This is a genomic window from Aliarcobacter thereius LMG 24486 (genome assembly GCF_004214815.1).
Taxonomy (GTDB): domain Bacteria; phylum Campylobacterota; class Campylobacteria; order Campylobacterales; family Arcobacteraceae; genus Aliarcobacter; species Aliarcobacter thereius.
Window position 1 is genome coordinate 996,542 of sequence record NZ_CP035926.1, and the last position, 13,558, is coordinate 1,010,099.

Genomic DNA, 13,558 nt, shown 5'->3' on the forward strand with positions numbered 1-13,558 from the left:
TTCCTTTTTTATTTATTTTTATATCCATTTGGATTTTTATTTTGCCAATTCCAGCTAGATTTACACATATCTTCAAGATTAAATTTTGCTTCCCAGTCTAAAATCTCTTTTGCTTTCTTTGGATTTGCATAACAACTTGCAATATCACCTGCACGTCTATCTACAATTTTATATGATACTTTTTTACCACTTGCTCTTTCAAAAGCTTTTATCATATCAAGTACACTATATCCAGTGCCTGTTCCTATATTGATTTTTGAGTTTTCAAAGCTATAGTTACTACTATTTAAATACTCTATAGCTTTTACATGAGCATTTGCCAAATCAACTACATGGATATAATCTCTTACTCCCGTACCATCTTTTGTTTCATAATCACTTCCAAATACACTTAGCTCTTTTAATTTACCAACAGCAACTTGAGAGATATATGGCATAAGATTATTTGGTATTCCATTTGGATTTTCACCTATAAGTCCACTTTCATGTGCACCTACTGGATTAAAATATCTTAAAATAGCAATTTTAAAGCTATTATCACTTATATATAAATCCTCTAATATTCTTTCAATCATATATTTACTAGTTCCATATGGATTTGTAGTAGCTCCAACATCAAAGCTCTCATCTATTGGACAGCTTTTTGGATTTCCATATACTGTTGCACTAGAAGAAAATACTATCTTTTTACAATCAAATTCACGCATCACTTCAAGCAGTTTAATAGTTCCTACAACATTGTTATCATAATATTTTAGTGGTTTTGCAACACTCTCTCCTACAGCTTTAAGTCCAGCAAAGTGAATAACAGAGTCTATACTATATGTTTTAAAAACTTTTCTCAAAGCTTTTTTATCTCGTATATCACCTTTTACAAATTTAATTTTTGCTCCTGTTATCTTTTTAACTCTTTTTAGAGCCTCTTTTGAAGAGTTTGACAAATTGTCATAAACTACAAAATCAAAGTTTGCTTTTTTTAGTTCTACTAAAGTATGAGTTGCTATATAACCTGCCCCACCTGTGATAAGTATCATTTTGTTTCCTTTTTTATATTATCTTGTTTAGTTTTATATTTCTGATTTGGGCTTTTTGGTCTATCTGGAATAGTTAATTCAATTAATTTAATCTCCAAAAGATGTCTAATGGCATTTTTCAAGCTACCTGATAAACTTTTCAAGCCTAATTTTTGAACCAATTGTGCCGATGAGAGATTTTCAATACTTAAAAATTCTAAAACTTTTTTTTCTGTATCATTCAAATATACTTGGGCTTCTACTTGGGCTTCTACTTGGGCTTCTACTTGGGCTTCTTTTTTTTCCAAATAAAAAGTAGTTAAGCTTGTATCCATATCTGTCTTAAAGTCTATTGGTATATCTGTATATGTTTTCCATCCATCTATCATTTTATCAAATCCATATCCAGCATTTTCAGCAAGTTTTACTACACGGAAAAGCTTTGCTAAAATTGGATTTCGTGGCATTGAAGTATCACTATGAAGAAAATACTCTATTGGTTTTGGATAACTTCCAGCGTTAAAAAACTCTATTTTATCGCTAAAAACTCTTATTCTTGATTTTATAGGTGAAAAATAATCAGCATGCATAAGCATATTTACAAGAGCTTCTCTTAGTGCATCAATATAAGGATAGTTTTCTTTAGCAAAACCCATATTATCGAGTTTAAAAGGTTTATCTATTCTCATAGTTATTCTCTCAAAAAGTATGAAATAATAATCCCAAAGATTTTCTTGCTCTGGAAGTCTATATGTGTATCTAGTTTTAGCATCAGATATACTATTTCCTGGAATTTCAAACAAATCTATTCTGAAATCTACAAAATATCTTTGAATACTATCTCTTGTTCCAAAAAAAAGAAGTCCCGCATATGTTGGTTTACCATCGATTAGAACTAAAACTTTATGTAAAAACTCTTCCATATTTAGTTTATTGTAGTTTGAAGTTGGATTTGATATTTGTAAATACTCTTTATATTGGTTTAGAGAAATTGATGATAGATTTTCAATAGAATAGTTTTCTATAGTTTCAGAAGTTTTTGTTCCAAAACTTTGGTCTCTAAACATAGTATCTATCTCTTCTTTTGTAGCTCTTCTATCTGCACTTCCACTTCTTATAAAACTATTTGATAAACTATTAAAATAGACTGGTTTTTGTTTTGAAATAGGTATATAAAAAGCTAAAACTATTTTATCATCAAAATTGTATTTATAAGAATTTACTCTTATTTTTATATTGAACTTTTCTCCATTTAAACTATTTAAAAACTCATGTTCAATTTTGGAAGGATTAGAAACTCCAAATATATTAAAAATACCATTTTTTTCTTCTATTCCAAATATAAGCCAACCACCAGCAGTATTTGAAAAAGCACTCACACTCTCCCAAGCACTTTTTGGTACTCCACCAATTGCAAGTTTTACTTCAAAATCTTCCCACTCTATATCTTGAAGTCTATTTTGTAGCTCTTGTTGTGTCATTTTTTCTTTCACCATTTTTTATTAGTTTATATCTTCTCAAATCTATTACAAAGTATTTGTAAAATTTTTTCTTGTGTTTTTAAACTAGAGATAGTTGTCAGTTTTTTTACCAATCTTTCTTTAGAAATAGTTCTTATTTGTTGGCATAAAAGAATTGATGGTTTTTCTAATTCATGTTCTAAAAAAAGTTCATTTGGATATATTTTTCTTCCATTTTTCAATGAAGTTATTGGAATAATAGTTAAAATATCTAAAATATTTTCATATTCATTTGATATTATTAAAACTGGTCTTGTACCTTTTTGCTCTCTTCCTATGGTAGGATTTAAATCTGCTAAATAAATATCATATTGTTTCATCTATTTTTCTTCAAAATCAATATATTTAAAATCATTTGAAATCTCTTCCATATCTTGGATATATAATCTATCTTTTGAAGCTTCTATCATATCTTTTTTATATTGTTCTTTCTTACTCTTTTCTATAAGTAGTTCCAAAGAAGTAGATACTAATTCAGAAAAAGAGCTATATTTTTCTGTAAGCTTAGATGAAATAAGAGTATTATACAAATTATCATTTATCGTTACTGTTTTTCTTAACATATTTATCTCCTTTATTATTTATAGTCATACATTTTATCATACTAAAGTAAGAATCGAATTAAATTCTACAAACCTTTTTTACCTAAAACCACCAAAATAGTTTTGTAAATAATCTTTATATCCAACCAAATGCTGTAGTGTTTTATATAGTACAAATCATACATAAGCTTCTGTTTTGCATCTTCTACACCTGCTCCATATGGATACATAACTTGAGCCCAACCTGTAATCCCTGGTCGTACTAAATGTCTTTCATTGTAATATGGAATCTCTTTCTCAAATTTATCTATCCAAACTTTTCTTTCAGGTCTTGGACCTATTAAATGCATATCTCCTTTTAATACATTTAACATCTGAGGAAGTTCATCTATTCTAGTTTTTCTCATAATATCTCCCCAAGGAAATATTCTAGGATCATCTTCACACGCGAATTGAGCTCCAGAGGCTTCTGCATCTAATCGCATACTTCTATATTTTATACATTTAAACTCTTTATTGTTTAGACCTACTCTTAATTGTTTAAACATACTTGTACCTGGTGATTCTTGTTTGATTCTTCTTCTTGAATAAAACATAACAGGAAAAGAGATAAGATAAAGAAGTAAAACTCCTAAAATATCCATAATTCTTTTGATAGAGTATTCAAATATATTAAATGGTTTTATATTTTGAAGATAGTTTAAATCGGTATGATCTTCTGGGATATAACACTTATGAAGATATTTCTCCATAAATTGCTCTATTGTTATAAGCTTAATATTCTTTTCAAACTGTAAGCTTGTAAGAAAAGATATAAGCTCATCTGGAACTTTTGCTTTTGTGTTTAGAACTATTAGCTTAACATCTGATTTTATAAGAGTTTTAAGCTCTTCTAGTACTTCCATTGGGTCTTTGTTTGTATATCTTAAGATAAGCTGTTGTTTAAACTTCTTATTTAAACTAGCTTTCTCAAATTCTGTAAATTTGTATTTCCTACCTAAAACTATCATTTTGCTTTTCCCTATCTTTATCTTAATAATAAATTATGATTTTATCGAATATTTATTAAAACTCTATTTTCTTCTTAAAGTTTTATATACTATTTTTATAATACTTTTTGGCAATAGTCTTATTGGTATTTTAATAAATATATTTTTGATATATTCAAAATTATTTAAAAAACCTTCTTTTTTAAGAGTATTTAAAAAGTTTAATTCATTTTTTGCATATTTTAATCCACTTCTTCTTTCAAGTTGACCATAACCTGCTCTCATATTCACCAATACTTCTTGAATATTATAAAATTTTGTACCATTTAAAATCATTCTAGCCCAAAGATAATAGTCTTCAAACCAAAACATTTTTTTATATCCACCTGCACTTAAAACTTGTGATTTTTTGTACATAACAGCTGGATGATTTATAGGGCATCTATATTTTGCATATTTTATTATTTCTTCTTGAAATTCAGGAAGTTTTCTATGTCCTAAAATCTCTTTTTCATCTTTATCAAATTCACTTATCCAAGCACCACAAATATCAATATCTTGATTCTTAAAAACTTCTAATTGTTTTTCAAATCTATGAGGTAAAGATATATCATCTGTATCCATTCTAGCTATAAGTTCATAAGTGCAATGTTGCATACCAATATTTAAAGCGTCTCCCAAACCTACATTTTGTTCCAAAGGAACAATCACCAAAATATCTTTTAACTTATCTTCCCATTTACTTATTTCTTCATAAAGTTCTTGTGTTAATTTTCCATCTTGAACTAGAACTATTTCATTTGGTTTTATAGTTTGCTCATCCCAAATACTTTTCATAGCTCTATTAAAATATTCTACTTTTTCTTTGTGATAAATTGACATTAATACTGAAAATTTCATTTTTACTCCAACTTATTTATTTAAATAATCTTCTAACTCTTGTAAAAGTTTTTTATATTTTTCTATACAAGATACTTCATCATATATATAATTTATTAATTCGTTTAAGATGTCCGTATTTGATTTCTCAGAATATATTACAAGTTCGTCAACAAGTTTTTTAAATATTTTTTTGATTTTATCTGTATTTGCATCAGATATTTTAAATTCAATATCTGTTAGTTCTATAATATTCAAATTGATTACTTTTGTAGGATAAATAATACCTTCTAAAAAATCAATAAAATTACTTCTTTTCTCAAATAACTTTTCTACACAAAATCTCTCAATATTTCTAAATGGCAAAAATGTTTTAGGTATTATTTTATATGGTTTTTTATTAGCTTCACTAATTACATCCCCATCTAGTATTACTAATGTATCAGCTTTACCAAAATACTTAAACTTTTCATTTTGACTATATATTTCAAGTACTTTCTCCCATCCACCTATTGGAATTAGTTTTAAAAGAAGCCTTTCATATTTTATATCACCTAACATTTTATTGATAAATCTTATAGCTAAATCATCTTCTACTAAAATTACTTTATCATATGATGTATGTTCAAAAAGTTTTGATGTTAAATATAAAGGATAAATAGGATTAAAAATCTCATTATTTTCAATATAGTAAATATCTTTAGACTCTAAACTATTAATAATCTGTAGAGAATGGGTTGCAAACACAACTAAAAGATTGTAATCAACCATCCATTCTTTCAGTTTTTCTATAAATCTTCTTTGTGCCATAGGATGTAAGGCGATGTCGATTTCATCAATTATGAGTATTCTTAATTCATCTTTTTGTCGTCTATTTGAAAATGTTTGAATGATTTTTAGTACAGAAAGCAAGAAATATTCACCAGTACTTAAATTGAATTCATTTATATAATTATCTTCATCAAACTTAAGGTAATAAACTCTTTTATCTTTTTCGAGATCTACATAATAGAGATTTTCAAAATGAGTAGTTGCAGTGCCATTGATAATATAATCTAAGTTTTCTTTGATAAAAATAGAAGCTTCTTTTGAGTTATCTACATCTTTTGCTTTCAAAACAAACTGTTTGTTATGAAGATGATGAAATCTCGTCCCTGTAATAATAGACGATTCAAAAAATCCTTTATATCTTGGCATCATGTCATAATTTTCCAATGCATGCCAATTTGGATTTTTTTGCCATGTTACATCAAATCCATATGCATTTGTGTAAGTAATCTTTGCATTAGAAAAATTATTTGTACTCCCTGCAAATTCTTCTTTAAGAATAGAAGGTCTTACAAGTTTAGCTATGGATGTTATTAAAGAAGACTTGCCGTTTCCATTATTTCCTATAATTGCATATAAACCCTGTTCAAGAGAAAGTGTGAACTCTAATTTTTTTATCTTCTTTAGATTTTCAATAGTTATCTTGATTTCTTTCATTATAAACCTAAAATTTCATCTCTCAACTTCTTCATACCAACATCAAAAGAAACCAAACCTTCGTAACTAAGCTTTTCTTTAGCCTTTTGACTATCAACTGAAAAATTACAATTATGTACTTTTTTAGTAATAGCCAAAGGTTCAAGGATATTTTCATTCACTTCACTTTGTAAAAATATTTTTAAATCGCTTTTATTGTTAGTACTTGAATAACTTTTAGCTCTAAGTTTTTTAAGTATTCCAACTAGCATATCCAACACATTTCCAATAGGTGTTTTAAACCATAATTGAAATACTATATCAACTATCTTTTTTTTATGAAATTCATTTTCATTTGGACTATTTTGTATATTACAGCTTGAAGGTAATTTTAGTTCTTTTAATACTTGACAATGTTTTGAATAAAACTCTTTCCAAGTAATCGGCTCACTACCACTTATCAAAAACTTATCAAACTTCACATCGCTTACACATGATTGATATATAGCATTTGCTACATCATCTACATGCACAGCATTACAGATTTTATCTCCAGTATCAGGCAATCGTACTTCTTTAGCTTTACATACATGAAGAGCATATTTTGTCCAGCTGCCTCCTAATCCATATACAATCGTTGGTTGGAGAATGATTATATCAAAAGCTCTGTTTTTATACTTTTCTATCTCTTGCTCGATTTTTCTTTTTTCTTTTGAATATGGGTCGTTGAGTTTTGAGTAAGGCGAGTTTTCATTAAGTACTCCTTTAGCATCTGGTTCATAGACAGAAACTGTACTTATATGTATCAGTTTTTTGACACCATTTTGCTCGCAAGCTTTTAAAATATTTCTTATCCCTGATATATTGTTTTTATAGCTATGGTCAAATGCTGTATGTACTAATACATCTATATCTTTTGTAACTTCTAAAATCTTTTCATAATTGTCCAATGGGCAACTCTTACTATTTAACGATTTAATACCCTCAAATTTATCAGCAAATAGTTCTATAAACTTACTTCCTATAAATCCACTTCCACCTGTGACTGATACTCTCATTTATCACTTCCTAAATGCTCTGCCAATCTGCAAGCAAAAGCAGATATAGTTAATCCATTATTCACATTTCCAGCTGTTGTAAAGATAGAACCATCACATACATAGAGATTATCTATCCCAAATACTTTAAGATTTTTATTCACTACCCCTTCATTTTCATCATGTCCCATTCTACAAGTTCCCACATGGTGGATGGCACTTGTAAATATCTCTTTCCAGTTAAAATCTTCCAATGTGTGTGTAAATTTATAATACTCTTTTGGAAAAAGCTCTGTTAGAAGTAATTCAAACCATACTTTCATACTATTTATATCTTCATCAGATATTTGCCAATTAACTAGTGACTTTCTATATCCCCATTTATCTTTTTTGTCTGACAGTCCTACATAGCTGTTTTCTGTAGGTATCTGTTCGGTTACAAAAAACAGATCTGCATATTTATAAGTCACATCAAGTGAAAACTTATAAGCTACTATCTGTTTTATTACATTTAAATTAGTAAGCACTTTCCATACATCTTTTACACTTACTCCACCATCTTTAAAAGCTAGCAGTGAAAGCTTCACTTTTTCAGATTCATCATCGATGCCTTTTACAAATGAAGGTCTTAAATAAAAGTTATGATTTGGTAGTTTTAGCTCTTTTTGTTTTTCATCGGTTAGTTCTAGTCCTGTTTTTATCTTCATGTTTGAGCTGTATTTTGTGTCTGAATATATAGGGTATTTAGAAGGAGTTAAAAACTCTAATTGGCAAAGATTTCCCATAGGATGATCCATAAGGTACTTACCTATATTCTCGTTTTTTATCTGAGAATTTAAAAGTAGCCTAGGAGTCTCAAGTGCACCAATACACACTATAAATTGTTCAGCTTCAACATAAGAGAAACTTCCATCACTATTTCCTACTTTTAACTTAGTGACCTTTCCATTTTCTTTAATTAACTCTAGTGCTGTAGTATTGTAGTAAAGATGTTGTTTTTCACTATGTTCACATATCTTTTTTACTACATCTTTGAAGTTGACATGTGGAACTGATTGTTGAAAAAGTTTATTTTTGAGATACTCTCTGTTATAAATAAGATTATCAAGTTGTGTATTTAACTCCTCAGTTAAGCTATCTTTTTCAAAAAAATCATATTTTTCTACTTTTAAAACTTCACTTGCTTTTTTATAGTATTGGTCCAACTCTTCTAGACTTATAGCCCAACCACTTTTAGGTATCCAATCTCTTTTTTCAAAATCAATCTTATCAAGAGGAGCGAGTACTCCATGCCAAAGATTACTTGTACCACCTATTTGAACAGTTGTAGTACTTCTCACTCCAAAGTCAAGACCAATATTTTCATAAGATACATTATCACTATCACCACTCCATTCACCAGCTTCTATGAGAATAAACTCTTTGTTTTGTTCAGCTAGTTTTTGGGCAAGTGTTCCACCACCCATACCACTTCCGATGATACAAATTTTTGTTTTTATATTTTTATTTAAACAATTAAATATCATTTATATTTCCTTTATAAACTTTCATCATTAATTGAAATTATTTTGTGAATATGATTTCCTATTCGTTTAGATTCATCTGGTAAAACCATATAGTCTCCATATATTTTTTTTAAATATAAATCATACTCTTTTGGTGCCCAATATTTTCTATTTTCAAATTCCAACAAGATTCTATCTGAAAATATATATTTAGGTGAAACTTCTCTAATTCCATAAGCTCCATATGTATTTGTAATATATTCTTTTTTAGAAATAGTATTAAATAGTTTTTCAAAAAGATATCTAATATTATTAAAAAATGATATTGGAATAATTCTAAATAAATAGTGATTAAATTTAATAAAGTTGTAAGTAAAAGCACCTTTATTTTTCTTTTTAAAAGAACCAACTCTAATTATTAATAAATTTCTTAGAAATCTTAAAATTCCATATTGGATTTTTTTTGCTATATTACTTTCAAAGCTATAATCAAGTGGAAAAACATCTATCCACAAGCCATTAGGGAATGATTTATAAAAATCTTCTTCAATAATAATATTATTATTAATTAGTTGAATATTTGGATAAATATGCTTACCATCAATTTTAAAATGTTTTAAAAGAAAAGGGTAATTAAATTTATCAGACATTTTAAGAAGTTTTTCATAATCACATTTTGGCATAGATACATCAATATCATCATCCCAAGGGATAAAACCTTTATGTCTTACGGCTCCAAGCAAAGTTCCACCGACCATAAAATATTTCAGATTATTTTGCTCACAAAAGTTGTGAAATTGTTCCATCGTTTCTAATAAAGTTTTTTTAATAACTTTATTATCTATCTCTTTAATATTCATCTTATTCCTTTAATTTAAATTACCAGTTTATACACTTATTATGAGGAATACCTGACCAACTTTTATCATCTTCTTGATTGAAAATTGATACATATGGTGCAATTCTAGCTCCTCCACATATATTAGATTGATTAGTAAAAATATAATTTTGGAATAACAAAAAACAAAATATAAGTGAATATACTATCATGGGTATTCTAATTAAGCTATTCTTTATAAAATAAAAACATAAAATTGAATAAAAATATCCAAAAAAATAAAATCTTTGTATTCTAGAAAATAATTCTATGTAAGTTGTAAAAATAATAAATGACACCAACAGAATAGAGCTAATAAGTGCAACTCTTTTGTATTGATTATTAATATGTTTATAAAATAATATCACTGGAACAAGTAGTAAAATTTTTAAACTAAAACCAATCCATTCAACACTTGTTTCAATAAATAATTTTGAGGTAAGATAGTGCCTATATCCTATTGTTTCAGCAATACCACTATTTATTATTATAAATACAATATCTTTTTTAAATATGAATAATAATAAGAGAAAGGTAATCATAATAAATATAAAAAATTTCTTATTAAATAATATATCAAAACTAATCCAAAGTAATAACATGGGGAGCAATATTAAAATAGTTGTTTTATGAAATAAAAATGCAACTACTAATAAAATAACCTGAAATAGTATATGTCTTTTTTCTACATAAAGCTTAAAAAATAACATACATAGACTTAATACAATTGAGCTTCTTATTAAATTAAAACTTTGCAAATAAAATATAGACATATATGCAAAATGAAAAATCCAAGCACCTTTTTTAGGATAAGATAAAAATAATATAAAATAAATTAAGAAACTAGAAATTGCAAAAAAAGAATGGCTATCTAAATTAAAAAAATTAATTATATCAAGTAAGGTTTTGTAAGCTAATTCCAAATGTGTAACTGAAGTTATTTTATATTCATAAAAAAGTTCAGTATAGCTCCAGTAATCACTACCTATGTTGTACCTTATCGCTGCAGGTATAAAAATAATCAAAAATGCAATACTCAAAAGTATAAATCTACTATTTCCATTTTTTGCTTTTTCACTTAACCAAACAAATAGTGTACTAAAAATCAAAATAGAGTTATATATAAAATATGTTCCTATCATTTTGCATTCCTATAAGTTTTTGCAAAAACATACCCTCTATATGAACTCATAACTAAATCACAAAAAAAATAGGTAATAGCTATACTAACTGCTGTAAAAGGTAGTTTAAATACATATAAAACACATATCATGATTAACTGTGCAATACCAGCATATATCACACTTAAGTTTGCTACTCTTGATTTTCCAAGAGGTACCAAAGCAGGATAACCAAACATCACTCCAATCACACTCAAAATAATAGTAATCATAAATATATTCAATACACTTTTTGCATCTATCATTTCAGAACCATATATCAATACTAAAATCTCTTCTCCAAAATAGTATCCTACAAAAGAGCCACAAATAGTAAGAAAAAGTGCTATTAAAACTATTTTAAAAAATAGTTTATAGTTTTTTGTCCTTGTCATATATGGTAAAAGAGGAGTGCTAATAGAACTCATAGCAAAAAGTCCAGCTGTATAAAGCTGATGTGCTACTCCATAGTAAGCAACTTGCTTTAAAGAACCTGAAAATGCACCTATTACAAAGCCACCTAAAGTAGCATAAACAGAAACTCCAAGCCTTGAAATAAAATATTCAAAAGAATTTTTTAATAATTCTATTGATTTACTCACATAAATTTTTCCAAAAGATAGTTCAAATTTATTTTTTGCTATATAATATGTAATAAAAAGTATAACAGCATTTGTAATAGCCAAGATAAAGATTAATATATCTAAATCGTTTTTAGTATTTACAAATAAAAATACAAAAGCAAGTGATACAAACCTTATAATAACAGTAATTCTACTAAACAGATATATCATCTCTTTTACTTGGTATACCCAAAGAATTGTAAAACTATTGAAAAATACAGCAATGGTAAGTATAAAAAGTATATTTTCTCTGTCTTTATAATAATCAGTATAAAAATAAACTATAAAAAGAATAAATAAAGACAAAATAAATAATCCAACTCTTATCAAAACAGTTTGAGTAAATATTTCATTTATCTCTTTTTTACTGCTATTTTTTTCAATAATCTCTTTTGGAAGATATAGTTCAAATCCATAATTTGTAATAATCATTAAAAAAAGCATAATACTATATGAAAATACAAACAACCCAAACTCTTCAATTCCTAAAACTCTAGTAAGATATGGGAATTGTAAGAGTGGTATCAAATAGCTTACACTATTTGATACAAATAGATTTAAAATATTCTTCCTAAGATTCATATATCATTCTTTATGCTATAAACTTGTCCAGTATGATTAAAACTCATAGCAGATAGTGTAAATATTGCAACTTCTTTTGAAGAAAGAAGAGTATCTGCTGGTTCAAATCCAAAATTCTCGACTCGCATTGGTGTTGCTGTTCTTTCTGGATTTATCACATTTACTTTTATTTTATGACTTATCCATTCTTCTGATAAGGCTTGTGTAAAGTTTACAATAGCTGCTTTTGTTGATGAATATAGACTATAGTTTGGTCTTCCTCTTGTATATGAACTCGATGTAAAATTCACAAGCATTCCTTGTGAATCTTTTAGATATTCAAAACTAGCTCTTGATACATTTAAAACTCCGACATAATTTATCATATAACTATCATAAATCTCATCTTCACTCATGGTCATAAGTGGTTTTTTGTTTAAAAGTCCAGTAGTATTTATAATATAATCTATTTTTCCATATTTATCAAAAGTTTGTTTTAGTGCTTTTTTTATATCATCTATTTGTCTTATATCAATGCCATTTAATCTTCTACTATATCCATCTACAAAAGCTTCACACTTTAAAGATTCTTTTACTATATCTTCTCCTATTCCACTACTTCCGCCAAAAACCACAATTACTTTATCTTTTAATACCTTTTTTATTTCATTATAATTATGCGACATCCTACCTATAAGCCCATCTTTTATTAGATTATCAGCTAAATATATATCTTGTTGATGCGTAATTTTAAAGTTAGATTCTTCACCTTTTACTGTAAATATCGCTTCATCTGGAAGATATTTAAGTACAATTCCACAATCATCACTAGCTATTTTATTTTCATCTTTCATAAAAAGTTCGTAAGCTTTTTTTAATACTGATTTTTTAAAGCATTGTGGTGTTTGTCCTCTTTTTAAATATCTTCTATCAGGGATATCTTTTATAATATTATCTTTAACTCTTACTATAGTGTCAGTTGCATCAACAACTACATCTACTGCTTTATATGTTTTTAAAGCTTCTATACAATCATTTATAATTCTTTCATTTACAAAAGGTCTTACAGCATCATGTATTATCATATTTACTTCATCTTCTTTTATACTATTTATTGCACTAAGAGTTGAATCATATCTTTCAGCTCCTCCAGCAATAACTTTTGAAACTTTTTTAAATAATTTTGCATTTAAAATTTCATAAACATAATCTATATAATCTTCTTTTGTAACAACAATAATCTCATCTATAGTTTTTGAATTTTCAAAAGCTTCTATAGTGTATTGAACTACAGGTTTTCCAGCCAATCTTACAAACTGTTTTGGTTGTTTTGAACCAAATCTTGAACCTGTCCCAGATGCCAAAATTATTGCTATATTTTTCATTTA

At 27.1% G+C, this 13,558-nt stretch carries 13 protein-coding genes; all 13 read right to left on the reverse strand.

Annotated elements, in window-relative coordinates; genetic code table 11:
* Positions 1 to 8 precede the first annotated feature (8 nt).
* On the reverse strand, positions 9 to 1,034 hold the full coding sequence (gene galE / locus ATH_RS05150) for a UDP-glucose 4-epimerase GalE (protein WP_066390399.1): 1,026 nt from the start codon (positions 1,032 to 1,034) through the stop codon (positions 9 to 11).
* Positions 1,031 to 2,509 carry an RNA-binding domain-containing protein gene (locus ATH_RS05155; protein WP_083196670.1) on the reverse strand — a complete coding sequence of 493 codons (1,479 nt, stop codon included), beginning with the start codon at positions 2,507 to 2,509 and terminating at the stop codon, positions 1,031 to 1,033. The genes galE and ATH_RS05155 overlap by 4 nt, the downstream gene beginning before the upstream one ends.
* Positions 2,510 to 2,520: 11 nt before the next feature.
* Positions 2,521 to 2,853 carry a type II toxin-antitoxin system PemK/MazF family toxin gene (locus ATH_RS05160; RefSeq protein WP_066390398.1) on the reverse strand — a complete coding sequence of 111 codons (333 nt, stop codon included), beginning with the start codon at positions 2,851 to 2,853 and terminating at the stop codon, positions 2,521 to 2,523.
* A complete protein-coding gene (locus ATH_RS05165; RefSeq protein WP_066172770.1) occupies positions 2,854 to 3,096 on the reverse strand; it encodes a hypothetical protein in 243 nt (80 codons plus the stop codon).
* Positions 3,097 to 3,161: 65 nt separating this feature from the next.
* Positions 3,162 to 4,085 carry a sugar transferase gene (locus tag ATH_RS05170; protein WP_066390397.1) on the reverse strand — a complete coding sequence of 308 codons (924 nt, stop codon included), beginning with the start codon at positions 4,083 to 4,085 and terminating at the stop codon, positions 3,162 to 3,164.
* A 63-nt stretch (positions 4,086 to 4,148) separates the two neighbouring features.
* Entirely contained in the window at positions 4,149 to 4,964 is an 816-nt protein-coding gene (locus ATH_RS05175; RefSeq protein WP_066390396.1) for a glycosyltransferase, read from the reverse strand.
* A 12-nt stretch (positions 4,965 to 4,976) separates the two neighbouring features.
* Entirely contained in the window at positions 4,977 to 6,428 is a 1,452-nt protein-coding gene (locus tag ATH_RS05180; protein ID WP_066390395.1) for an ATP-dependent nuclease, read from the reverse strand.
* Positions 6,428 to 7,465: an NAD-dependent epimerase/dehydratase family protein gene (locus ATH_RS05185; RefSeq protein WP_066390394.1), complete on the reverse strand. Its 1,038-nt coding sequence runs from the start codon at positions 7,463 to 7,465 to the stop codon at positions 6,428 to 6,430. Before ATH_RS05185 ends, ATH_RS05180 begins: the two co-directional genes overlap by 1 nt.
* Complete coding sequence (locus tag ATH_RS05190; RefSeq protein ID WP_066390392.1) at positions 7,462 to 8,970, reverse strand: GMC oxidoreductase; 1,509 nt, start codon at positions 8,968 to 8,970, stop codon at positions 7,462 to 7,464. Before ATH_RS05190 ends, ATH_RS05185 begins: the two co-directional genes overlap by 4 nt.
* An 11-nt stretch (positions 8,971 to 8,981) precedes the next feature.
* Complete coding sequence (locus ATH_RS05195; protein WP_066390390.1) at positions 8,982 to 9,809, reverse strand: LicD family protein; 828 nt, start codon at positions 9,807 to 9,809, stop codon at positions 8,982 to 8,984.
* Positions 9,810 to 9,828: 19 nt separating this feature from the next.
* Positions 9,829 to 10,968 carry an EpsG family protein gene (locus tag ATH_RS05200; protein ID WP_066390385.1) on the reverse strand — a complete coding sequence of 380 codons (1,140 nt, stop codon included), beginning with the start codon at positions 10,966 to 10,968 and terminating at the stop codon, positions 9,829 to 9,831.
* Positions 10,965 to 12,191, reverse strand: coding sequence for an oligosaccharide flippase family protein (locus ATH_RS05205; protein ID WP_066390383.1), 1,227 nt, complete (start codon positions 12,189 to 12,191; stop codon positions 10,965 to 10,967). Before ATH_RS05205 ends, ATH_RS05200 begins: the two co-directional genes overlap by 4 nt.
* Positions 12,188 to 13,555, reverse strand: coding sequence for a 2-C-methyl-D-erythritol 4-phosphate cytidylyltransferase (ispD, locus tag ATH_RS05210; RefSeq protein WP_066390382.1), 1,368 nt, complete (start codon positions 13,553 to 13,555; stop codon positions 12,188 to 12,190). Before ispD ends, ATH_RS05205 begins: the two co-directional genes overlap by 4 nt.
* Positions 13,556 to 13,558: the final 3 nt, after the last annotated feature.